Origin of the sequence: Bacillus sp. FF-1 (assembly GCF_028548245.1) — a bacterium.
Classification (GTDB): Bacteria; Bacillota; Bacilli; order Bacillales; family Bacillaceae_G; genus Bacillus_A; species Bacillus_A paranthracis.
Genome location: NZ_JAQQGG010000007.1, coordinates 108,030 through 131,240 on the forward strand (window position 1 = coordinate 108,030; position 23,211 = coordinate 131,240).

Here is a 23,211-nt window from a genome sequence, read left to right on the forward strand (position 1 = left end):
ACAATTACATATTAACTCGTATATATAAGTTAGTCAACACTCGTATATACGAGTTTGTCATTTTTTTATAAAAAAAGAGATGAAACATTACGTTCCATCTCCTTATTTTCTCCGCGCCACATCCGAAAAATGAAAAATATCTAAGCGGTGGCGGGATTCTGTATATTCGAACTGACTTCCATCATACAAATGCGTAAAGTTTTTCACGACAACAACATAATCTGTTCCATTTAAATCTAAATACTTTCTATCGTCCTCTGTACATGGTTGCACTTCAATTACTCTCTGTGAGTAACTAATATGAAGACCTAGTTCTTTCTCAATATATTTATAAATGGACCCCGCTGCAATCTCACTCGTTAATCCAGGAATATATTCCGATACAAAATGATTAATATCCAAAATTACTTTTTCTCCATCAATATTTCGTACGCGTTTAATATGATCTATGTCTGTTTTCTCTTTCACATTTAATAGCTTTGCAACCTCTTTTGTCGCTTTTACTTTCTCCATTTCCACGACTTCTGTAATACAATGGCGTCCTAAACGTTCATTTTCTTCTTGGAAACTTACAATACCACCAAAGTTGAATTCAATGTTTTTTCGCTTTAAAACAAAAACACCTTTTCCGTGTATTTTTTGAACATATCCACGTTCTTGTAATAAATCTACAGCTTTTCTTACAGTACCGCGGCTCGCTTCATATTGCTTCATTAATTCAGTTTCTGATGGGATTTTGCATCCCTCTTTTAATTGCCTATTATCAATAGAATTACTGATTTCTGTATAAATTTGTTCATACTTACTCATCATCTACAATAGCCCCTTGTCACCTTCTAGTTCTATATGTATTATACCATGCTACACTCTTCTGCCAATCTCTCACTTATTTTCCAGTATAGGAAAAATAAAGGTAAATATTTAATCTCTAAAACGTATTTTTATAAAAATTTTTATATTTTTCTTTTCATTCAAAAAAACATGTAGTATACTAACTTCAAAATCAGAGGAGAAAGGGAGCAAAGAACTATGCTTACTTATACAACAATTGTAGTTACATTTGCACAAAAACATCATCATCATACGTAACCCTTGAAACCTAGCGGAAAAATTACGCGTAGGTACAAGGGTTATTCCCGTTGTACCTACGCTTTGGCGAAGAGCCATGTAGGTATTTTTTATCTACATGGCTCTTTTTTTATTGCCAAAAAGCTAGTAAAAAATGATGTTTAAGCAAATATTACTACAAAGGAGTTAACAAAAATGGAAACGAAAAAATGGGGATTATGGGTTTTAACAGCTTTTGTTATCGGGAATATGGTTGGCGGTGGCGTATTTATGCTCCCAGCAAATTTAGCACAAGTATCAGGTCCAATGGGTTCTACACTTGCATGGAGTATTACAGGACTTGGCGTATTTATGATTGCACTCGTATTTGGAAATTTAGCAATCCGAAAACCAGAATTAAAAGCGGGACCACAAAGCTATGCTCAAGCGATGTTCCCTTCAAAAAAAGCGGGTAAAGTTGCAGGCTATAGTATGGCATGGGGATATTGGGCTGCGAACTGGGCTGCAACAGCATCTGTTATTATTTCCTTTGCTGGATATTTATCAACATTCTTTCCAGTTTTACAAAGTAAGCAAATTCTCTTTTCAACGAACGGATTTTCACTAGAACTTGGAAAAGGGTTAACGTTCCTCGTATGTAGCCTTATGTTATGGGGAATTCAATATATTCTTTCTCAAAATATTGATCGTGCTGGAAATATGAATCTTCTTGCTACTATTGCAAAAATTATCGGATTTACAATGTTTATTGTAATCACATTATTCATTTTCAATGCCTCTAATTTCGGAGACGGGCAAACATTTATGAATGAAGCAGGACAATCAATTTCGTTAGGTGGACAAATCAATTCAGCTGCTATTGCAACACTTTGGGCATTTATCGGTATTGAATCAGCTGTCATGCTTTCTAATCGTGCAAAATCTCAGCGCGATGTAAAAAAAGCGACTATTTTCGGATTAATTATCGCTCTTCTTATTTACATGTCAATTACTCTACTTACAATGGGCGCTCTCCCGCAAGATGCTTTAAAAGAGTCTCAAAAACCATTAGTAGACGCATTAAATTTAGCAATTGGCAATAAAGGCGCATATATAATGGCTTTACTTGCACTTGTATCTTTATTTGGATCTACAGTTGGCTGGATCGTTGTTAGTTCAGAGGTTCCTTATCAGGCAGCAAAAAATGGGCTTTTCCCTAAATTTTTCGCGAAAACAAATAAAAAAGGTAGTCCTTCAAAATCATTATTTATTACAAATGTGATGACGCAAATTTTCTTATTCTCAACGATTTCTGGTACCGTATCAGAAGCTTATAATTTCGCTATCGTTGTAGCAACATTAGCTTATTTAATTCCATACCTTGTTTCTACACTGTACCAATTCAAATTAGTTATTACAGGAGAAACGTATGATATAATGCCTGGCTCTCGAATAAAGGACGGCATCATTACTACATTAGCATTCATATATTCTATTTGGGTTATCAAAACGGGAACTGCTGATTTAAAAACGTTCTTCTTAGGAATCGGATTGTTCGTATTAGGTCTTATTCTTTATCCTGTACTAATGAAAGACTCACAAAAAATGAATTAAAAAAGGAGAAGCTTCTGGCTTCTCTTTTTTATTAGAAGTCTATAATTAACTTTTCCTTTAACTCTGCTACAGATAAAGGTTTTGCATAATAAAATCCTTGTACATAATCACAGCCCATCGATTTTAATAAGCTTTCTTGCTCTACTGTCTCTACCCCTTCAGCAACTACTGCTAAATGTAAGCTATGGGCAATTTCAATAACAGATTTTACAATCGTTCGCTCTGGCTGTGCATGATCATAATGAAATTCACGAATAAAATTACGATCAATTTTTACTATATCCAGCGGTAGTTGTTTTAAATAATATAAGGAAGAATAACCCGTTCCGAAATCATCTAAAGCAATTAAAATACCCATATTTCTTAATTCTTGTAATGTAGCAATAATATAATCAAAATGACGAACAGCAATGCTTTCCGTTATTTCTAAAATTAAACGATTTGCAGGAAATCCAGTTCTCCTTAAAATGCTACGTACAGATAAAATAAAACGCTTTTGCATTAATTGTTGTATGGATAAATTCACAGATAACTTTAGTCCTTCTTCATACTCTGGCAATGTTTTAAACAAGCGACATGACTTTTCTAATACCCAGTCTCCTAATTTTATAATAAGTCCAGATTCTTCAGCTACTGGGATAAATTCGCTTGGTGAAATAGGTCCTTCTTCTGTCGAACAACGCGCTAAAGCTTCAATACCAGTATATTTCTTCGTTTTCAAATCAATAATAGGCTGCAGTGCCACATCTAACTCTTCATCACGAATTGCCTTTTGCAAAGCAAATTCAATTTTCATTCTACGATTTATTTTCGCACGTAACTCATCTGTAAAGAAACACGCTGCATTTCTTCCTTGTTCTTTCGCACTATACATAGCTAAATCTGAATTCTTCAATAGAGTTTCTACATCTTGTCCATCTTGCGGATATGAGCACAGTCCTAGACTAGCTGAAATGTATACTTCATGACCTTCAAGTATAAATGGCGCCTGAAAGCATGACAACACAGATGTCGCTAGCTGCCTCATCTCATCTTGTGTATGATTTTTTGTTAACAACACAAATTCGTCGCCACCCAGCCTAGCCAGAACATCTTTCTCTCCTAGCACATAATGCAACCGTGAAGCAACTTCGCTTAAAAGTAAATCTCCTATCATATGACCTAGCGTATCGTTTACTAATTTAAAACGATCCAAATCAAAATAAATCATACCAAACTCTCTTTTATCTGCAATTAATTCGTTAACAGTCGTTATTAATTGTAAACGGTTCGGTAAACTCGTTAAAGCATCATGATACGCAAGCTCCCTATAACGACTTTCGCTTAACCGTAACCTCTGTTCTGCTTCTTTCCTACTACTAATATCATTTCGGATCGCAATAAATTGATATGGCTCTCCTTTTTCATTTAAAAATGGAACAATTGTTGTTTTAACCCAATAATATGTACCATCTTTTGCTTGATTTCGAATCTCCCCTCTCCATACTTTTCCGCTCAAAATACGCTTCCATAGCATTTGAAAAAATGTTTTCGGATGATGTCCTGAATTTAAAATACGATGATCTTTCCCTATTAACTCTTCTCGTGTATATTTGGAGATTTCACAAAACTTATCATTTACATATGTAATAAGACCCTTTCGGTCTGTAATCGCAACAATTGAAGACTCATCTAATGCTAACTTTAAATCTCGCAATGAAGATTCATATAATGCATGACCTCTTTGTTCTAGCATGCGCATCTCTCCTTGCTTCCTATCTGACTAAAACACAACTTGTTTCTTTTCATAGAAATAGAGATATTTCATTTCCTAATAATCGTTCTTTACATACATCACGTTTTGAAATATGTCGATTAAAATAACATAATATTATTTGTAATAAAAAGCAATATAATACCGTTTCGATTATAAATAGTAGTTTTTGAATTATAATAACAAAATATTAACATATTTTCACCTTGATTTTGGAAGAATTTTATAAATAAATACTGTATTAAACAAAAAAGAGGATATCCTCTTTTTTTGTTTAATACGGATATGGTGTTGGATATGGCGCTGAATAAGTTACTGGGTACGGTGCTGGATATGGCGCTGGATAAGTTACTGGGTATGGTGCTGGATAGTAGCCTCCACCTGCTGCACCCGTTAATGCACCAGCTGTAAGCCCACCTAACACACCTCCAGCAAAACTTCCAGGGAAAAATCCACCGCCCCATGAGCCGCCACCCCAGCCCCATCCACCTCCGTGATGGTGATGATGATCATGGTGATTGTGCCCACCATGGTGGTGATGTCCGCCGTTATGATGGTGCCCTCCATGATGATGATTACGATAATACAATCCGTTATTTTCTATATAATTCATATTTCCCCTCTCCTTTTCCATTTTCTCATCTTAATAGGTATTGTAAGAATAATATGGATCTTGTTGGTAACCTGTATAATAAGAATAATCCGAGTAATACGGATAACCATATCCGCCATAACCAAATCCAGGGCTGAGTAATGCACCGGCTACAAAACCTGGGAAGAAACCTCCACCAAAAAATGGTGAATGTCCAAAACCACCATGAAAACCTCCGTGACCGAAACCACCACCGTGACCAAATCCTCCAATTGGACGACCATACATTTTATTCACCTTCCTTTTCTCTTTAAAAACGTAACAATACACTGTATGTAGGACAAATGCGGAAAGTATGGGGAAATACCTACATTTTGTAAAAAACAGAAAACACTTTATAATAAAGTGAAACTTTAATCAGTGGGGGGGGCTTACTGCCCATTAAAGTGGGATAAAAATGTCACATTACATCCGCTATTTAGGAAGTCTATATTGAAGAAAGATTAGAGGAATTATATAGAAATGAAGAAACCTATTGTCAAATTACTATTAATATTTACAATTGTATCTATCGTTCTTTTCCTATTAAATACATCGTATATTTCGTTATATACATTTGTCGGCGTTCTCTGGTCCATCACAATTGTAGGAATTTCATTCGTTATTTTTATCGAAAATAGGTCTCCTCAAAGTACCTTAGCGTGGTTTTTAGTATTAGCACTTCTTCCCGTTGTAGGTGTACTTTTATACTCTATTTTCGGGCGTAGCCGTTGGAGAAGAAAAAAGCATCTCCACCGTTCAGAAGAACAAAGAAAATTATTCCGTGAAATATTAGAAGGAAAACGACTAGAGTTATCACTCAAAGTCCCATTAAGTGAACGCTCTACCCATTTAACAGAAGTTGTACAAAAATTTGGAGGCGGGCCTGCCGCAGATAGAACAACTACAAAACTTTTAACAAACGGAGATCAAACATTTTCAGCAATTTTGCAAGCGATCGAGCAAGCAAAACATCATATACATATTCAATACTATATTTATAAATCTGATGAGATTGGTACAAAAGTTCGGGATGCTTTAATAAACAAAGCAAAAGCTGGTGTTATTGTACGCTTCCTTTATGATGGATTAGGAAGTAATACGTTAAGAAGACGCTTTTTAAAACCTATGAAAGAAGCTGGGATTGAAATTGTTGAATTTGATCCTATTTTTTCAGCTTGGTTACTTGAAACCGTCAATTATCGTAACCACCGTAAAATCGTCATTGTAGATGGAGAAATCGGTTTTACTGGAGGACTTAACGTCGGTGATGAATATCTTGGCCGTTCAAAAAAGTTTCCCGTTTGGCGTGATAGTCATTTAAAAATCGAAGGAAAAGCGTTATATAAATTACAAGCAATTTTTCTAGAGGACTGGCTCTATGCATCTAGTGGTTTGAAAACCTATTCTTGGGATCAATTTATGAATAGACAATACTTCCCAGGTAAAGAAATTTCAAGTGCAGAAGGTGCCGTGCAAATTGTAGCAAGCGGGCCAAGCTCAGATGATAAGAGCATTCGCAATACATTATTAGCTGTTATGGGCTCGGCAAAAAAATCTATTTGGATTGCTACACCATACTTTATTCCAGATCAAGAAACTTTAACATTATTACGTTTAAGTGCAATATCTGGCATAGATGTACGCATTTTATATCCTGGTAAAAGTGATAGTATTATTAGTGACCAAGCATCTCAGTCCTACTTCACTCCACTTTTAAAAGCTGGTGCCTCCATTTATAGTTATAAAGATGGCTTTATGCATGCAAAAATTGTACTTGTTGATGATAAAATTGCAACAATCGGAACAGCAAATATGGACGTACGCAGCTTTGAATTGAATTACGAAATTATTAGCGTACTGTATGAATCAGAAACTGTTCATGATATTAAACGTGATTTTGAAGATGACTTTAAGCATTCTACTGAAATTAAATGGAACGCTTTCCAAAAGAGAAGTATCAAAAAACGAATATTAGAGTCTTTTATGAGGCTCATTTCTCCTTTACTATAAGTAATCAATGTACTATTGATTGCTTTTTCTTTTATATTTGTCCCCTCTCCTTTTCTTTGCATACCATATTAAAACAAGTTATCATAAGATGTATTACTTTATGAAAATAATGTTAGGTGGGACATACATGTTAGAACAATTTCATATACATGCTGATTTAAAACAGCAACTTTCTACAATTCACGAAAAGAATAAACAAGAAGCTGGTGAAAATGCACATTTAATCGGTACAAAAATATATAAAGCATCTGATAATAGCATTATCGAAGATGCCATTACAGCACTTCTTCTTGGCAAAAATATTCTATTAAAAGGGCCGACTGGTAGTGGTAAAACAGTACTAGCTGAAACTCTTTCTTCTTTATTCCAAAAACCAATGCATAGCATTAACTGTTCTGTCGATTTAGATGTAGAAGGTATTTTAGGATACAACACACTACAAACGAAAGATGGCGCATCTGAAGTTACATTCGTTAACGGTCCTCTTATGAAAGCAATGAAGAACGGCCATTTCCTATATATTGATGAAATCAATATGGCAAAACCTGAAACGTTACCACTTCTTCACGGTGCATTAGATTACCGTAAAATGATTACAAATCCATTTACACAAGAAGTTGTATACGGTGATGATGAGTATCGTGTAATCGCAGCAATTAATGAAGGCTACGTTGGAACAAGTGAACTAAACGAAGCGTTAAAAAACCGTTTTGTTATTATTGAAGTTCCCTACATCCAAGGTGATACATTAAAAGAACTATTATTAGCAGAATCAAAACTAAAAGACACTGCAACAATTGAAAAGTTTGTTGCATTTGCAAGCGATCTTATGCCTTTAGCTCGTGATGGCCGCGTAAGTGAAGAAGCAGCAAGTATTCGTGGCATTATCGATGCATGTGATTTAGGTGTATATATTCCCGTTATGCGTGCAATTGAACGTAGTATTATCGCAAAATTAAACGATGAAACAGAACAAATGACTGTCCGTGAATTAGCAGAAAGTTATTTCTTTGAGGGATAATTCATGAGACAAATTTTTAGTGACAAAAAAATTGATGCGTCGCTGTTTCTACAAATGGAAAACTTAATGTATGCCCTTCTCAAAGAAGATGATGCCTACCTTGAGTATGGCTATAAAGCATACTACGACGAAATTGAAAAAAAGGTTGTCATTAGTCACTTTTGGGATGATCGAAAAGAAGAGGATACAGTAATCGGATTAAAAAGCGAAGTGTTTTTAAAAGCACTTGGTAATAAACATTACTCGGACATGACTTTAATTCGTTCTTATGCAATTGAATTGCAAGAATCACCCTTAAAAAAGTTTTTAACACAATTATTTGTTCTATTAGAAGATTTACGTGTTGAGGAAATCGTAAAAAACTTACGCCCTGGCACAAAGCATGTTTTTAAAAGAAGAAAAGAAATGTATCGCAATTACTTTAGCTCACAAAATGAAATCAATCGTGTTCGTAACTATCACGGTGATCGTCTATTTTGTCTATGCTATCTTTCATTAACGAGCGATAAATATGAAATGTTTAATAATGAATATTTCGAGCAAATTGAAGCTATTTTGCATGAAACATTCCAAGCTCGTAATACGGAAGATATTATGTATATCGTTGAGAAAATTCGCTATCGCTTAGAGGAGCTTCTTGAAAGTGATATGCTGAACAACTATTTCGGGCATGCACCGCTTTATTTATCTGTCATTGCAGATGAAAAAAACTGTCGCGTCGAAGATTTAGCAAACGATGATACACAGCTCATAGATGACGATGAAAATAAAAACAAAATGGATGAAAGCTTCTCAACATGGCACCGTGAAAATAAAAACAATGAAAACGAGAACTTTTTACGCTTTGAATTAGAAAGCGGAACAAAAACAAATATGATGGGTGACACTGCTCGCGAATCAGAAGATGGCGACCAAGCACTTGGCTCTGTACAAGGTACTTCTCAAAAAAGTACACAATCTAACTTTGATGGTGCTGACACAAAAGAAGCAAGAGCTTCTCACGCTTCTAGTCAAAATGATGGTGCATATGGTAAATATAACACTGGCGCTTCTCATACATTTAAAGAAGCACGTAAACCAAATCCTGATGAGAAAAAGGATTACCAAGCTATCAAATCAGTCGTTAATAAAGATGTAAAAGAATTAAAGAAAATTATCGAAAAAACGATTGAAAATAAAACGAATGCAAATAGTGATAAATATTACGGAAGACTTCGTAAGAAATTCCTTCGTATTTATACTGAAAAGCAGCCTCGCATGTTTTATAAAAAAGGGCAAGAATCACAAGAGCTCGACGTTGCATTCCAACTATTAGTAGACTGCTCTGGTTCTATGTATAACAAAATGGAAGAAACGAAAAAGAGTGTGGTCCTATTCCATGAAGCGTTAAAATCTTTAAAAATCCCGCACGCTATTAGCGGATTTTGGGAAGATGCTTCTAGTGCTAAACCTGAAGATAAGCCGAACGTTATCCATGAAGTTGTAACGTATAAAAACTCAACGTTACCAAACGTTGGTCCAGAAATTATGCAGCTTCGCGAAGAAGAAGATAACCGCGATGGATATATCATTCGTATCGTTTCTGAAAAGCTTGCAAAAAGACCAGAAAAACATAAATTCTTACTTGTCTTCACAGACGGTGAACCTTCTGCGCTAGACTACCAACAAGACGGTATTTTAGATACGCATGAAGCTGTCAAACTTGCTCGTAAAAGTGGTATGGAAGTAATCGGAATTTTCATCGAAGAAGGCGAAGCGAAAGAAGCAACTTATCAATTAATGAAGAACATTTATAACCATCACTTCTTAGTTGCAAATCACGCTGAAGATTTACGTCTGAAGATTAAACCACTATTGAAAAAGTTATTACTGAAGACGATTGAATAGAAAAACAGGAGCTTTGCGCTCCTGTTTTTTCTATTCAATCACTTTGTTTCTGGTTGAAACTTATATGGAATGGCTACTTCTAATAATGAATCGAATCCTCCATCGTAGAATGGGAATCGTTCATTTGCAATTGCTCTGTCCACCCACTCCATTGCGGAAATTTCTCCTTCATCTGCTGCAACAAGTTCACCTTTTACTACATGCGCTCGAAATGTAAATAATAGCGCATGATTCCCTGGCTCTTCAAAGAATTTTTCATTAATCGCAACAAGTCCACCTGCCACAGCAGTTAAACCTGTCTCTTCTTTTACTTCCCTTACTAAAGCTTCCTCTAACGTTTCACCCTTTTCAACAGCCCCACCCGGCAATGACCAAACATTTTGTTCTACATTATGTACCATTAATATTTTATCTGTTTCTTCGTCATGTATTAGTGCGTATACGACATCAACCCTTTGCATGTTCCTTTTCTCCTTCAATTAACTCATCCATTGTAAATAAAGAATGTAGCTGTAAGCCATCTTCTAATAAGTTTTCTCTTCCCTCTTTTGTTCGTTCAATTACGCCTAAAACATGATGTACCTTCGCACCTAGTTCTCTTAAATCTTTCGTGCTTAATAATATTTGACCACCTGTCGTAATAACATCTTCAACAACACAAACATTTTTCTCAGTAATATTAACGCCTTCTGCTAACTTACATGTACCGTACTTCTTCGCTTCTTTTCTTACAAATACAACTGGTATACCCGTTTGTAAAGATAATGCTGTTGCTACTGGAATTCCTCCCATCTCTAAGCCTGCGAGCACTTCTGTCTCAGGAGGAATGAGCTCTTTCAATTGCTTAGCAATTTCTACTAACAATGCTGGATTAGATTCAAATAAGTACTTATCAAAGTATTGATTTGATACTTGTCCTGATCGAAGCTTAAACGTTCCCGTTAAACGTGACGTATTATAAATTTCTTTTGCTAACTCCCATTTCTCCATTTCCTGTCTCCCCTTTACACACAAATTAACTCATTCTATCACACTTGTAATTATTTGTATATTCCTAAAATACAAACAAAAAGAGTCGATTCCTAAGAATCGACCCTTCCTATTAATTCATTACTAACTCAGCTGTGAGCTTTTTTTTTAACTTAGCCAACATGTCCGTTGTCATTTTGTCTAAATCGTATTCTGCTTTAAAGCCCCACTCTTTCATTGCTGCTGTTGCATCAATAGAGTTTGGCCAACTATCAGCGATTGTTTGACGAGCTGGATCTACAGCGTAGTCCATTGTAAACGTCGGAATGTGTTTACGAATTGATGCTGCGATTTGCTCTGGCTCAAAGCTCATTGCTGTAATATTAAATGCATTTCTATGCACTAACTTACTTGGATCAGCTTCCATTAATGAAATGATCGCTTGTAAAGCATCTGGCATGTACATCATATCCATGTATGTTCCTTCTGCAATGTATGAGGTGTATGTGCCTTTTTTAATCGCCTCATAATAAATTTCAACTGCATAATCAGTTGTTCCGCCTCCTGGAGGAGCTACGTAAGAAATTAAACCTGGGAAACGGACACCGCGCGTATCAACGCCAAATTTTTGATGATAATAATCACATAATAATTCCCCTGCTACTTTGTTTACCCCATACATCGTAGTAGGACGTTGAATTGTATCTTGTGGTGTATTATCTTTCGGTGTTGATGGACCGAATGCACCGATAGAACTTGGCGTGAAAAACTTACAGTTTAATTCACGAGCTGCTTCTAATGCATTTACAAGTCCGCCCATATTTAAATTCCATGCAAATAACGGATTTTTTTCTGCTGTTGCTGAAAGTAAAGCTGCTAAATGAATAATTGTATCTACTTCATTGCGCTTTGCGATATCATGTAGTTTTTGTCCATCTGTTACATCTAACGTTTCAAATGGACCAGACGTTACTACTTCACTATCTGTTTCACGAATATCTGTTGCAATAACATTTGATGCGCCGTATACATCACGAAGTTTCATTACTAGTTCAGAACCAATTTGCCCTAAAGAACCGGTTACTAGAATTTTTTTCATTTTCCCCACTCCTCATTTGCAAGCTATTCAAAAGATGTCGTTACTTAAATGATGCCCATTTCTTTCCCTACTTTTTCATACTTACGAATTGCTTCATCTAACATTTCTTTCGTATGAGCTGCTGTTGGCATATTACGAACACGTCCTGTTCCTTTAGCTACAGTTGGGAACACGATAGATTTTGCATATACGCCTTCTTCATTTAGACGTTTACTAAATTCTTGTGTTAATACTTCGTCACCAATAATACAAGGTGTAATTGGCGTTTCACTTTCTCCGATGTTAAAGCCAAGTTCTTTTAACCCTTGTTTTAAATAGCGACCATTTTCCCATAAACGATCGTGCAACTCTGTGCTTTCCATTAAGATTTCAATTGATCTCATGCAAGCTGCAGCATCAGCTGGTGTTAATGCTGTAGAGAATAAGAATGGACGTGAACGAACTTTTAACCAGTCAATTAAGTTTTGTTTCCCTGCTACATATCCACCAATTACCCCAATTGCTTTTGATAATGTACCAATTTGGAAATCAACTTTATCAGACAGACCAAAGTGCTTTACAGTTCCTGCCCCTTTACCAAGTACACCTGAACCGTGTGCATCATCTACGTATGTCATTAAATCTAATTCTTCCGCAATCTCAACAATTTCTGGTAGTTTTGCAACATCTCCATCCATTGAAAAGACACCGTCTGTAATTACCATTAATTTATTGTAAAGTCCTGATTCTTTCGCTGCGATTGCTTTTTGGCGTAAATCTTCCATATCAGAATGTTTATAAACAATAATTTTTGCTTTTGATAGACGACTACCATCAATAATAGAAGCATGGTTTAACTCGTCTGAAAGAATCGCATCATTTTTATCCATAACAGCTGAAATCGCTGCCATATTACAATTAAATCCTGATTGATAAGCAATTGCTGCTTCTGTATGTTTAAACTTTGCAATTGTTTCTTCTAATTTAATATGCAAATCTAAAGTACCGTTAATTGTACGAACCGCTCCTGCTCCAACGCCGTACTTATGAATTGCACCAATTGCAGCTTCTTGCAAACGGCTATCTGTTGCTAATCCAAGATAGTTGTTTGAAGATAAGTTAATATATTCTTTTCCGCCAATTGTAATGATCGGTCCATTTGAACTTTCGAGCGGATCAATTACGTTATAAAGCCCCTTTGATTTTAAATCCTCTAAATTTTCTTCTAAAAATTTCGCAAGTGTTTTACTAGACATCGTGAAGCCTCCCATCGTTCATGTAAGCGAATTATTGTCTTAATAGTTCTAATAATCCCTCTACTAGCTTAACACGTTTTCAGAATTTATTATAGAAAAATAGTTTAAAGTAACCGCTTACAATTCTAGATTATATATGATTCATTACAAGAAATCTATCATTTACTTTTCATATTTGGTAGAATAAAAAAATATGCAAGGGGGCTTCAATCATGGCATTTACTGAATCTGATGTATATAATAACGAAGCGTTTTTTGAACAATATATGAAACGAAGATACCGAGAAAATAGCCCAAATGAATCACTTGAAAAACCAGCCTTCTTTCAACTCATTGGTGATGTGAAAGGAAAGAAAATTCTCGATTTAGGCTGTGGGGACGCAAAATTTGGCAAGGAATTATTAGAAAAAGACTGCCACTCTTACACCGGTATTGAAGGCTCCGAACTTATGTATGAAAAAGCTAAAAAACAACTAGAAAACAAAAATGGCGCCGTTCATTTTTTAAACCTCAAAGACTACACATACCCTCCTTCTACTTTTGATTTAGTAACATCTAGACTCGCCTTACATTATATCGAACATCTTACTATCATTTTTCAAAATGTGTACGAAACTTTAAAGACAAATGGAACCTTTTCTTTTAGCGTTCAACACCCTATTATTACCTCTTCATTTGAAAGCTTGCAAACGAGCGGAAAAAGAACGAGTTGGCTTGTCGATGATTACTTTAAACTAGGCAAACGGGTTGAACCTTGGATTGATCAAGAAGTTATTAAATATCATCGTACAACGGAAGAATATTTTACACTATTACAACAAGCTGGATTTACAATTACAAATTTAAAAGAAGCTACACCAGATCAAACTTATTTTCAAAGCGCGGAAGAATATGAACGTCGTTTACGTATTCCCCTCTTTCTCTTATTCTCTTGCCGAAAATAAAAAAGACGATGATTTCCTCATCGTCTTTTTCTTTATCTCATTGCATGAGCAACTTCTTTACGTACACGTCTTCCTTTTCCATGCGGGATACAAAGTGGCGTCCCAAATAACGGATCCGTACTAATTTGACATTCCATTCGGAATACATCACGTACTAGCTTCTCATCTACTACTTCTTCTGGCTTACCTTGTGCATATATTTGTTTATCTTGAATGGCTACAATATTGTCTGCATAACGGCAGGCCAAATTTAAATCGTGTAGTACCATAACAATTGTTCTTTGTTCTGTTTCATTTAATTCGAATAATAAATCTAGCACTTCAATTTGGTGAGTCATATCTAAATAGGTAGTAGGCTCATCCAATAAAATAATATCTGTATCTTGCGCAAGCGTCATTGCAATCCAAGCACGTTGTCGTTGTCCACCTGAAAGAGCATGCACATCACGCTCAGCAAATTCTGTCATACCTGTTGCTGCAAGTGCTTTCTGTACCATTTCCTCATCTTTTTCTGACCATTGCTTCAGCCATGTTTGATACGGATAACGTCCTTGCTTTACAAGTTGCAATACTGTAAGCCCTTCTGGCGCTTGCGGTCCTTGCGGTAAAATTGCCATTTGACGAGCGATTTGCTTCGTTTGCATATTTTGAATGGCTTGACTATCTAACAAAATGTCACCAGCTGTTGGTTTTAATAATCTAGCTAGTGAACGTAATAAGGTCGATTTCCCGCAACCGTTAGAACCGATAAAGATGGTAATTTCACCTTTTGGAATTTCTAAATTCAACTCATCAATAATAATTGTTTCACCGTAAGACAACGTCAAACGTTTCGTCTCCAATGCTTTTTGCATATTCATCTTCCTTTATGAATTCCGACTTTTATAAAGTAAATAAATAAAATAAGGTGCACCAATTGCTGATGTAAATACCCCTGCTGGAATTTCAAGTGGGGTGAAAACTGTACGCCCAATTAAATCTGCAGCAAGTACTAAAATCGCACCGACAATAGCCGCAACCGGGAGTAATGCACCGTATAAAGAACCAACTAGTCTTCGTGAAATATGAGGTGCCATTAAACCGACAAATCCAATTCCTCCAGCAAAGGCAACTGCTCCACCAATTAAAGCTGTACTAAGTAATAACATAAATATGCGTGACTTCGTTAAAGGAACACCAAGTCCTACCGCAATATCATCCCCTAGCTCTTGCGCATTTAAATGTCTAGCAGCTATAAATGATATTACCGTTAAAATAAGAACCCACGGCGCAAGTACCATGACGTTTTGCCATGAAGACCCGTAAACAGTGCCTGTAATCCATACATTCGCTTGACTCGCTTGGTAAATTGGCGCTAACAACATAAACAAAGTCGTTGCCGCTTTCGTTAATGCCCAAAAACCAACACCAATTAAAACAAGACTAATCGGTGATAATCCGTCATTTCTCCATGCAAATAAATATACAAAAAGTGCTACAATCGTTGCCCCAATAAAAGCTGCTAACGGCATATAATGAATGCTTACAGTTAGCGCATTATTTTTATCACTAAATATAGCTAAAAATAATACAACTGCAACACTTGCACCACCTGTAATCCCGATGATATCCGGAGAAGCAAGTGGATTTCGAACGAGCCCTTGTAAAATACATCCTGCTACAGCAAGTGCGATTCCTACAAGGATAGCAATTAAAATACGCGGCATACGAAACTTATTTACAACCATATTGGACATCGCATCGCCATTTCCAGTGATTGCTTGCCATACATCATAAGGAGCAATTTTCATGTCTCCCATACCTGCACTCGCAAAAAATAATCCTATTAAAACAACTAGTAAACTGAATAAGACGAGACAAGCTCGTTTATACATTAAAAACGAGAGCCCGCCTTTTCCTATACGAAACGGAATATACTTCTTCATTTGCTAAGCCCTCTCTTACGTGCAATATAAATAAAGAACGGCGCACCAATAAATGCTGTCATAACCCCTACTGGTACTTCTTGTGGCATAATGACATATCTTGCTGCGATATCAGCTAAGATCAATAGTATTGCACCTAATAAGCCGCTATACGGTACTCTCCACCTATGATCTACTCCAACAAGAAATCTGGCAAAATGCGGGGTAACAATACCAATAAACCCAATAGGACCTGCGACCGCAACTGAACCACCGGATAACAGGACAATAATAAGTAGTACGAATGATTTCATTAAAATCGTTCTTTGACCAAGTCCTTTTGCAACGTCTTCCCCCATCATCAATGTATTTACTTTCCCTGCCATCATAATAGATGCAATCCAGCCTATTAATAAATACGGGAATACTGATTGTAAAATTTCTAACTTTCTTCCTTGCACAGATCCGGCAAGCCAAAATAATACTTCTTCAAGCGCCTTTTCATTTAACACAAGTAATCCTTGTGTTAATGATGAAAATAACGCACTAATTGCGACCCCTGCTAATGTTAATTTAAGAGGCGTTGTCCCCTCTTTTCCTAAAGAACTAGAAGCAAATACAAGTACAGCTGCAATTGCTGCCCCTAAGAAGGCAATCCACGTGAAAGCTGATAATGATGTCACGGAAAAAATAACAATTGCTACAACGATGAAGAAAGCAGCACCTGAATTTAATCCAATAAAATCTGGAGAAGCAAGTGGATTCTTCGTTAAAGTTTGCATAAGACAACCTGCAATGGCTAAACTAGCACCAACACTTGCTGCAATTAATGCCCTTGGTAGACGCACATTTTGAATAATAATATGTTCATTGGAACCATTAAAATGGAAAAAAGCATCTAACGCTAATTTCCAACTCGTATTTGTATATCCAAAAATGATACTTCCCCAAATACAAGTAATGACTGCAATGATCCCAACAAATAATCCAACCCATTTTGCTCGATTTGTTTTTAATAACATGCAGCGTTTCCCCTTCAATGTATAATGATACGTTGTAAGTGTATTTCAACTTAATTCTCATTGTCAACGGAAATGAGAATTATTTTCAACCGTATGTATTGACAATCTAAAGATAAAGGCTTAATATCATGCTTGCTATTGAAAAAAATTCTCACTATGTAGGGGGTACATAATGAATTTCATGCGAAAGAAATCGTTTACAGTATTTGTATTTTTATTAGCCTTTTCACTACTTTTAAGTGCTTGTGGAAAATCAAATACGAAAGAAGAATCAAAAGAAGATACGAAAAAAGAAATGATTCCTGTGGAACATGCAATGGGTAAAACAGAAGTTCCTGCTAATCCAAAACGTGTAGTCATTTTAACAAATGAAGGTACTGAAGCTTTACTTGAATTAGGTGTTAAACCAGTTGGGGCTGTAAAATCTTGGACTGGTGATCCATGGTATCCACATATTAAAGATAAAATGAAAGATGTAAAAGTTGTTGGTGATGAAGGACAAGTGAACGTAGAAACAATCGCTTCTTTAAAACCAGACTTAATTATCGGTAACAAAATGCGTCACGAAAAAGTGTACGAGCAACTAAAAGCAATTGCACCTACTGTGTTCTCTGAAACATTACGCGGTGAATGGAAAGATAACTTCAAGTTTTATGCGAAAGCATTAAATAAAGAAAAAGAAGGCCAAAAGGTTTTAGCTGATTACGATAAACGTATGAAAGATTTAAAAGCCAAACTAGGTGATAAAGTAAATCAAGAAATCTCTATGGTTCGCTTCATGCCTGGTGATGTTCGTATTTATCATGGTGATACATTCTCTGGTGTTATTTTAAAAGAACTTGGATTTAAACGTCCTGGCGATCAAAATAAAGATGACTTCGCAGAGCGTAACGTATCTAAAGAACGTATTTCTGCAATGGATGGCGATGTATTGTTCTACTTCACATTCGATAAAGGAAATGAGAAAAAAGGCTCTGAATTAGAAAAAGAATATATCAATGATCCACTATTTAAAAATTTAAATGCAGTGAAAAATAATAAAGCATACAAAGTTGACGATGTGATTTGGAATACTGCTGGCGGTGTAATGGCTGCTAACCTACTATTAGATGATATCGAAAAACGCTTTGTTAAATAGTATTTCCCTAACCAGCTCCCCTTCTATGGAGCTGGTTATTTTTCAATTCACTTAAATGTCACATTATTTCATTTTGTATTTTTATTCCCAATATGTTATATTATAAAAGTAAATAGAATATATTTTCTCTATATCAGAATAAATATTTTAATCTAAATTTTCTGATTAATCACTATTTTATTTTCTTTTAGAATTCAATTATTACATTTGAAAACGCTTATCATCTTGTTTTCAGGGCAAAATACAGTAACGGTCGAAGTAAAATAGAACTTTTTTAGAAATTTTCTTTCTATTTCCATATAATTCTATTGACTTCTAAATATTTTGTAAATTAAAATGATTACATAAATATCCGTTATACAGGATTAGGGGGAAACAAAAATGGATGCAGCTTTAAAATTAGACAAAGCTGGAGAGCAACAATCACCAAAAAAACATCCACCAGGATTGTACTTGTTGTTCTTAACAGAAATGTGGGAAAGATTTAGTTATTATGGAATGCGTGGCCTTTTAGTTCTTTACTTAACGACTGCTGCGGTTAGTGGCGGGTTAGGATTTGATAAGGCGTTTGCAGTGCAATTATATGGTACTTTTACAGCGGCAGTATATTTCATGCCAATTATAGGTGGATGGCTAACGGATCATTATATTACAAGACGTCATGCCATTACTCTCGGCGGAATTATTATGGCAATCGGCAACTTTGTACTATTCTCAATGAATACAAAAACAGGACTATTTCTAGGATTAATACTATTAGTTATTGGTAATGGGTTCTTCAAACCAAATATTTCTACACTGTTAGGTGAATTGTATAGTGAAAATGATTCACGTCGTGACAGTGCATTTACTATCTTCTATATGGGTATTAACGTAGGTGCTTTCTTCGCTCCACTTATTTGTGGATTTTTAGCAGAAGATTTCTTTAAAACAAGCGTTGATGGCGTTATGGTTATGGGATATAAATACGGATTCTTAGCAGCTTGTATCGGTATGATTATTGGACAAATTGTTTTCAACTTATTAGCTCCTCGCTATCTTGGTACAGCAGGAACAACAGTTGTTGGTAAAAAAACAAAAAATCAACCTGCAGTCGAAAAGAAACCTTTAACAAAACAAGAAAAAAACCGCACTTGGGCAATTGTAATTTTAACTTGTTTCGTAGTATTCTTCTGGGCAGGCTTTGAACAAGCTGGTAGTTCTTTAACACTTTATACAGATAAATTTGTTGATCGTACAATTTTTGGATGGGAAATCCCAACATCTTGGTTCCAATCCGTTAATCCAGCGTTCATCGTACTACTTGCACCATTCGTATCTATGCTATGGTTAAAACTTTCTAAATCAAAGCGTGGCGATTTAAAAATACCAACAAAAATGGCATTTGGTATGATTTTACTAGGTATAGGTTACCTTGTTTTAACATTAGCGGTTCTAAAAACTGGAAGTAGTGAAGCTGATATAACTGTTAAAGCAAACTTATTATTCATCGTTATCACTTATATGTTCCATACAATTGGAGAACTATTCTTATCACCAATCGGTCTATCAATGGTAAGTGCAATTGCACCTGTTAAATTAGCATCATTACTAATGGGTGTATGGTTAGCTGGTTCAGGTATGGCTAACTGGTTAGCTGGTAAACTTGCTTCCTTTACACAATCATTAGGATACCTTGAAGTATTTGCAAGTATTGGCATTATCGTTATCGTCTTAGGACTTGTACTCCTTCTCTTCTCTAAAAAAGTTGCGAGTATGATGGAATAATACAAAAACAGACGCTTCTAAAATCAGAAGCGTCTTTTCTATTACTTCTCCTCTAAAGCCGTCACGTTCACGTGGACGCTTTCTCCAGGATTAGATACATCATACACTTGAGCAACCCCACTCTGCTCGTCACAGCTCTCAATCCATACTGGTACACCTTCATATGTAACGTCGATTCTACTTGAAGAAGATAAAATTTGTTTCACACGTTTTACATCCATTCTACTATCCCTCCTTTGACTTATTACACTCCTTTCTATCTTTTCTTTTCCTTTTAGAATATATTCCATATAGCAACATTTTAATGGTTAGCCTTTTTTCCTTACATATTAACATTCTTTCTCATATCACCTTCTAACAAATAAAAAAAGACGTAGGTCCCACACGTCTTTTTCCATAATATTCAAATTTTAAGAAAATAATGTTTTTACAACTTCACTTACTTTATCATTATGAATTTGATAATACACTTCTAATCCTCGTCTTTCAAAGCGTACTACTTTATTTTGTTTTAATTTTGTTAAATGTTGCGAAACTGTTGATTGTGGAATTTCTAGCACTTCCTGTAATTGTGTTACATTACATGTTCCACGTTGCATTAGTTCCATTACTAGACGTAGACGTAACGGATGCGCTAACGCTCTTAACATTTGTACATCTTCTTCTGAAATATGACATTCGAATTGATTTTGGCTCATAAAGTTCCCCTCATTTTCGTTTTTATTTTCTTTTTATTTATTTATATATCTGTTCTTATATTTCCTGTTACGACATAACTTTATCAACCTATAAAGCTGAAAATTTTTTCCACCTTAACCAACAAAGAACTCAGGAAAAATTCCTTGCTGATTTTGAATATTATACTATATGATATAACGAAAAAGCAAAAGTAAGGACTATGAATACTTTGCTTACAAACGTTGTTTTATCAAGCTTTTTGTTATATTTTCACCTCATTGCAACGTACAGTAATTATATTGTAAAATACCGTCTATAATTGATAACCTATCGTAACGTTTTGGGGTTATATTTAACCTCTTTGTTATGCTAAAAGGAATTTTCAGTAAAAAGAGATATCATAACATTAAATTTTAACTTATTGCTTTTTAAATAGTATTCAATAGCTTAAACTGTGATGAAATCCTTCCTATTAAATGTATTTATTTCCCCTTTCTTACTTGATTGAATGAGGCAAGCTGTACCAACCTAACAAATATTACATACTTCAACATACTTCAACATACTTTCTCATATTCGATAAAAAGACGTTCTCTACTAGAGAACTGTAGGATCAATAATATATAAACAACTGAAAGAAAAGAATATGCAAATAATTTATCTCACCCCCTCAAATAGATTTGGGTGGGCTTTTTGTCTACTTTATGAACAAAGCATTTCTTTTAACACTATTATGGAATAATTATACTTTTTTACGTTGACAATAGTGTTGAAGGAGAATATACTAAGCATGTAAGTTGATTGTGAATAGTTTCACAAATAATGTGAATTTCTTCACATAAAATAGATAGGAGTTGTCATTATTATGAGTACTTGGACACAAATTTATGACCCATTAAACAATATTTGGTTATCTGCTCTAATCGCAGCACTTCCAATTTTTTGCTTCATCATTTGTTTAATGGGACTGAAAATGAAAAGTTATATCGCTGGTCTTTACAGTGTGATTGTCGCTATTATTCTTGCTATATTCGTTTATAAAATGCCAGCAACAGTAGCTGTAGCATCTGCCGGATTCGGTATTTTATCTGGATTTTATCCAATTTGTACTATTGTTATCGCAGCAATTTTCCTTTACAAATTAACTGTTAAAACAGAGCAATTCAACATCATTCGTGATAGCATTTCAAGCATTACAAATGATCAACGCTTACAAGTATTATTAATCGCTTATTCTTTCGGTGCTTTCTTAGAAGGCGCAGCTGGTCTAGGGGTTCCAGTTGCTATTACAGCTGCACTACTTGTAGGTATGGGCTTTAACCCATTAAAAGCAGCAGGTATTTGTTTAGTAGCAAACATCGCTGGTGGTGCTATGGGTGCTATGGGTATCCCAGTTACAGTACCAGCACAATTAACTGAACTTGATGCATTAACTATCGGTCGTCAAACTGTTCTTATTCTACCATTCATTAGTATTGTATTACCTTTCTTACTTGTTTCAATGGTCGATGGAATTAAAGGTATTAAAGAAACTTGGCAAGGTATTCTTGTAAGTGGTATTTCTTTCGCAATTACTCAGTTCGTTGTAACTTACTTCTTAGGTGCAGAACTTACTAATATTTTCGCAGCCGTTGTAAGTATGATCTCTCTTGCATTATTCTTACGTGTTTGGCAGCCAAAATCTTCTACTAAAGAAGAAAAACAAGAAGAAAAAGAATCTCATACATTCAATCAAATTTTATATGCTTGGTCTCCATTCGTATTCTTAACTGCATTCGTAACAATCTTTAATTTAAAACCAATTAAAGCGTTATTTGCTCCGGATGGTGCACTAGCAAACTTAGTATTTAACATTCAATTCCCTGGTCTTCATAATGCTGTTATGAAAACTACACCAATTACAAAAGCGGATACACCTTTCGCAGCTGTTTTCAAATTTGATGTATTCTCATCTACAACTACTGCAATTGTATTAGCAATTATCGTTTCACTTATCGTGTACCGCGTTAAAGGTAAAATGGTTAAAGAATTAATGGTTGAAACAATGAAAGAGCTAAAAGCTCCAGTATATACAATCTGTAGCGTTATCGCGTTAGCTTACGTAGAAAACTACTCTGGTATGTCATCTACACTTGGACTTGCATTCTCTTCTACTGGTAATGCATTCCCAATTCTTTCTCCAATCTTAGGATGGATCGGCGTATTCATTACAGGATCAGTAGTATCAAGTGGTTCATTATTCGCACCGCTTCAAGCAGTAACTGCAGATCAATTAAACATCGTTCCTTCTACTCTTGTTGCCTTAAACGTAGTAGGTGGTACAATGGCAAAAATGGTTTCACCTCAATCTGTAGCAGTTGCTTGTGCAGCAGTTGGACTAGTTGGTAAAGAATCTGCCTTATTTAAAACAGCAATGAAATACAGTCTAATCTTCTTAGCTATCATTAGCTTACTTCAATTAAACGCTGTATTTAATATCTTTTAAAATA

General features: G+C 35.3%; 21 protein-coding genes. 8 read left to right on the plus strand and 13 right to left on the minus strand.

Annotation, left to right across the window (positions count from 1 at the left end; translation table 11 throughout):
• Positions 1 to 102 precede the first annotated feature (102 nt).
• Complete coding sequence (treR, locus tag PQF83_RS21425; protein WP_000987250.1) at positions 103 to 813, minus strand: trehalose operon repressor; 711 nt, start codon at positions 811 to 813, stop codon at positions 103 to 105.
• A gap of 450 nt (positions 814 to 1,263) precedes the next feature.
• Between treR and PQF83_RS21430 the strand changes: the two genes are divergently transcribed.
• Complete coding sequence (locus PQF83_RS21430) at positions 1,264 to 2,661, plus strand: amino acid permease (protein WP_000448454.1); 1,398 nt, start codon at positions 1,264 to 1,266, stop codon at positions 2,659 to 2,661.
• Between the two features lie 31 nt (positions 2,662 to 2,692).
• Here the strand turns inward: PQF83_RS21430 and PQF83_RS21435 are convergent, their stop codons facing one another.
• From PQF83_RS21435 to PQF83_RS21445, 3 genes are all read right to left on the minus strand, one after another.
• Positions 2,693 to 4,396: a putative bifunctional diguanylate cyclase/phosphodiesterase gene (locus PQF83_RS21435; protein WP_000893367.1), complete on the minus strand. Its 1,704-nt coding sequence runs from the start codon at positions 4,394 to 4,396 to the stop codon at positions 2,693 to 2,695.
• A gap of 292 nt (positions 4,397 to 4,688) precedes the next feature.
• Positions 4,689 to 5,027: a hypothetical protein gene (locus PQF83_RS21440; RefSeq protein WP_001106388.1), complete on the minus strand. Its 339-nt coding sequence runs from the start codon at positions 5,025 to 5,027 to the stop codon at positions 4,689 to 4,691.
• A gap of 30 nt (positions 5,028 to 5,057) precedes the next feature.
• Positions 5,058 to 5,294, minus strand: coding sequence for a hypothetical protein (locus PQF83_RS21445; RefSeq protein WP_000274352.1), 237 nt, complete (start codon positions 5,292 to 5,294; stop codon positions 5,058 to 5,060).
• 234 nt (positions 5,295 to 5,528) lie between these two features.
• On the opposite strand from PQF83_RS21445, the gene PQF83_RS21450 reads away from it, so the two are divergent.
• From PQF83_RS21450 to PQF83_RS21460, 3 genes are all read left to right on the plus strand, one after another.
• Positions 5,529 to 7,058: a cardiolipin synthase gene (locus tag PQF83_RS21450; RefSeq protein ID WP_272792339.1), complete on the plus strand. Its 1,530-nt coding sequence runs from the start codon at positions 5,529 to 5,531 to the stop codon at positions 7,056 to 7,058.
• 127 nt (positions 7,059 to 7,185) lie between these two features.
• On the plus strand, positions 7,186 to 8,079 hold the full coding sequence (locus tag PQF83_RS21455) for an ATP-binding protein (RefSeq protein ID WP_000892977.1): 894 nt from the start codon (positions 7,186 to 7,188) through the stop codon (positions 8,077 to 8,079).
• Between the two features lie 3 nt (positions 8,080 to 8,082).
• Complete coding sequence (locus PQF83_RS21460) at positions 8,083 to 9,966, plus strand: vWA domain-containing protein (protein WP_001248871.1); 1,884 nt, start codon at positions 8,083 to 8,085, stop codon at positions 9,964 to 9,966.
• 38 nt (positions 9,967 to 10,004) lie between these two features.
• Here PQF83_RS21460 and PQF83_RS21465 read toward each other — a convergent pair whose 3' ends face one another.
• The 4 genes from PQF83_RS21465 to PQF83_RS21480 form a co-directional block, all read right to left on the minus strand.
• Entirely contained in the window at positions 10,005 to 10,427 is a 423-nt protein-coding gene (locus PQF83_RS21465; RefSeq protein ID WP_001189954.1) for an NUDIX hydrolase, read from the minus strand.
• Entirely contained in the window at positions 10,414 to 10,956 is a 543-nt protein-coding gene (pyrE, locus tag PQF83_RS21470) for an orotate phosphoribosyltransferase (RefSeq protein WP_000417029.1), read from the minus strand. Before pyrE ends, PQF83_RS21465 begins: the two co-directional genes overlap by 14 nt.
• Before the next feature lie 112 nt (positions 10,957 to 11,068).
• Positions 11,069 to 12,034 (minus strand): L-threonine 3-dehydrogenase, encoded by a 966-nt coding sequence (locus PQF83_RS21475; RefSeq protein ID WP_000723139.1) that lies wholly within the window; start codon positions 12,032 to 12,034, stop codon positions 11,069 to 11,071.
• 44 nt (positions 12,035 to 12,078) lie between these two features.
• Entirely contained in the window at positions 12,079 to 13,269 is a 1,191-nt protein-coding gene (locus PQF83_RS21480; protein ID WP_000095906.1) for a glycine C-acetyltransferase, read from the minus strand.
• 212 nt (positions 13,270 to 13,481) lie between these two features.
• Here PQF83_RS21480 and PQF83_RS21485 point away from each other — a divergent pair, with 212 nt between their 5' ends.
• A complete protein-coding gene (locus PQF83_RS21485) occupies positions 13,482 to 14,213 on the plus strand; it encodes a class I SAM-dependent DNA methyltransferase (RefSeq protein WP_000885943.1) in 732 nt (243 codons plus the stop codon).
• Positions 14,214 to 14,245: 32 nt separating this feature from the next.
• Here the strand turns inward: PQF83_RS21485 and PQF83_RS21490 are convergent, their stop codons facing one another.
• Genes PQF83_RS21490 through PQF83_RS21500 form a run of 3 tightly spaced genes read right to left on the minus strand, consistent with a single transcriptional unit; the run spans position 14,246 to position 17,139 of the window.
• A complete protein-coding gene (locus tag PQF83_RS21490; protein ID WP_001167951.1) occupies positions 14,246 to 15,067 on the minus strand; it encodes an ABC transporter ATP-binding protein in 822 nt (273 codons plus the stop codon).
• Between the two features lie 12 nt (positions 15,068 to 15,079).
• Complete coding sequence (locus tag PQF83_RS21495; RefSeq protein WP_000760066.1) at positions 15,080 to 16,138, minus strand: FecCD family ABC transporter permease; 1,059 nt, start codon at positions 16,136 to 16,138, stop codon at positions 15,080 to 15,082.
• Positions 16,135 to 17,139 carry a FecCD family ABC transporter permease gene (locus PQF83_RS21500; RefSeq protein ID WP_000925236.1) on the minus strand — a complete coding sequence of 335 codons (1,005 nt, stop codon included), beginning with the start codon at positions 17,137 to 17,139 and terminating at the stop codon, positions 16,135 to 16,137. The genes PQF83_RS21495 and PQF83_RS21500 overlap by 4 nt, the downstream gene beginning before the upstream one ends.
• A 172-nt stretch (positions 17,140 to 17,311) precedes the next feature.
• Here PQF83_RS21500 and PQF83_RS21505 point away from each other — a divergent pair, with 172 nt between their 5' ends.
• A complete protein-coding gene (locus PQF83_RS21505; RefSeq protein WP_001010263.1) occupies positions 17,312 to 18,277 on the plus strand; it encodes an ABC transporter substrate-binding protein in 966 nt (321 codons plus the stop codon).
• 381 nt (positions 18,278 to 18,658) lie between these two features.
• Positions 18,659 to 20,044, plus strand: coding sequence for a peptide MFS transporter (locus PQF83_RS21510; protein WP_000338322.1), 1,386 nt, complete (start codon positions 18,659 to 18,661; stop codon positions 20,042 to 20,044).
• A 41-nt stretch (positions 20,045 to 20,085) separates the two neighbouring features.
• Here the strand turns inward: PQF83_RS21510 and PQF83_RS21515 are convergent, their stop codons facing one another.
• Positions 20,086 to 20,265, minus strand: a complete 180-nt coding sequence (locus PQF83_RS21515; protein WP_000382683.1) for an acid-soluble spore protein H — start codon at positions 20,263 to 20,265, stop codon at positions 20,086 to 20,088.
• A gap of 189 nt (positions 20,266 to 20,454) precedes the next feature.
• Complete coding sequence (locus PQF83_RS21520) at positions 20,455 to 20,742, minus strand: ArsR/SmtB family transcription factor (RefSeq protein WP_000081427.1); 288 nt, start codon at positions 20,740 to 20,742, stop codon at positions 20,455 to 20,457.
• 845 nt (positions 20,743 to 21,587) lie between these two features.
• On the opposite strand from PQF83_RS21520, the gene PQF83_RS21525 reads away from it, so the two are divergent.
• Positions 21,588 to 23,207, plus strand: a complete 1,620-nt coding sequence (locus tag PQF83_RS21525; RefSeq protein ID WP_000109110.1) for an L-lactate permease — start codon at positions 21,588 to 21,590, stop codon at positions 23,205 to 23,207.
• Positions 23,208 to 23,211 lie beyond the last annotated feature (4 nt).

Coding starts and splice junctions, on each gene's coding strand:
- PQF83_RS21485 (WP_000885943.1), top strand. CDS start 13,482: ATGGCATTTACTGAATCTGATGTATATAATAACGAAGCGTTTTTTGAA.
- treR (WP_000987250.1), bottom strand. CDS start 813: ATGATGAGTAAGTATGAACAAATTTATACAGAAATCAGTAATTCTATT.
- PQF83_RS21460 (WP_001248871.1), top strand. CDS start 8,083: ATGAGACAAATTTTTAGTGACAAAAAAATTGATGCGTCGCTGTTTCTA.
- PQF83_RS21465 (WP_001189954.1), bottom strand. CDS start 10,427: ATGCAAAGGGTTGATGTCGTATACGCACTAATACATGACGAAGAAACA.
- PQF83_RS21525 (WP_000109110.1), top strand. CDS start 21,588: ATGAGTACTTGGACACAAATTTATGACCCATTAAACAATATTTGGTTA.
- PQF83_RS21430 (WP_000448454.1), top strand. CDS start 1,264: ATGGAAACGAAAAAATGGGGATTATGGGTTTTAACAGCTTTTGTTATC.
- PQF83_RS21480 (WP_000095906.1), bottom strand. CDS start 13,269: ATGTCTAGTAAAACACTTGCGAAATTTTTAGAAGAAAATTTAGAGGAT.
- PQF83_RS21510 (WP_000338322.1), top strand. CDS start 18,659: ATGGATGCAGCTTTAAAATTAGACAAAGCTGGAGAGCAACAATCACCA.
- PQF83_RS21440 (WP_001106388.1), bottom strand. CDS start 5,027: ATGAATTATATAGAAAATAACGGATTGTATTATCGTAATCATCATCAT.
- PQF83_RS21495 (WP_000760066.1), bottom strand. CDS start 16,138: ATGAAGAAGTATATTCCGTTTCGTATAGGAAAAGGCGGGCTCTCGTTT.
- PQF83_RS21450 (WP_272792339.1), top strand. CDS start 5,529: ATGAAGAAACCTATTGTCAAATTACTATTAATATTTACAATTGTATCT.
- PQF83_RS21505 (WP_001010263.1), top strand. CDS start 17,312: ATGAATTTCATGCGAAAGAAATCGTTTACAGTATTTGTATTTTTATTA.
- PQF83_RS21500 (WP_000925236.1), bottom strand. CDS start 17,139: ATGTTATTAAAAACAAATCGAGCAAAATGGGTTGGATTATTTGTTGGG.
- PQF83_RS21455 (WP_000892977.1), top strand. CDS start 7,186: ATGTTAGAACAATTTCATATACATGCTGATTTAAAACAGCAACTTTCT.
- PQF83_RS21515 (WP_000382683.1), bottom strand. CDS start 20,265: ATGGATGTAAAACGTGTGAAACAAATTTTATCTTCTTCAAGTAGAATC.
- PQF83_RS21435 (WP_000893367.1), bottom strand. CDS start 4,396: ATGCTAGAACAAAGAGGTCATGCATTATATGAATCTTCATTGCGAGAT.
- pyrE (WP_000417029.1), bottom strand. CDS start 10,956: ATGGAGAAATGGGAGTTAGCAAAAGAAATTTATAATACGTCACGTTTA.
- PQF83_RS21445 (WP_000274352.1), bottom strand. CDS start 5,294: ATGTATGGTCGTCCAATTGGAGGATTTGGTCACGGTGGTGGTTTCGGT.
- PQF83_RS21475 (WP_000723139.1), bottom strand. CDS start 12,034: ATGAAAAAAATTCTAGTAACCGGTTCTTTAGGGCAAATTGGTTCTGAA.
- PQF83_RS21490 (WP_001167951.1), bottom strand. CDS start 15,067: ATGCAAAAAGCATTGGAGACGAAACGTTTGACGTTGTCTTACGGTGAA.
- PQF83_RS21520 (WP_000081427.1), bottom strand. CDS start 20,742: ATGAGCCAAAATCAATTCGAATGTCATATTTCAGAAGAAGATGTACAA.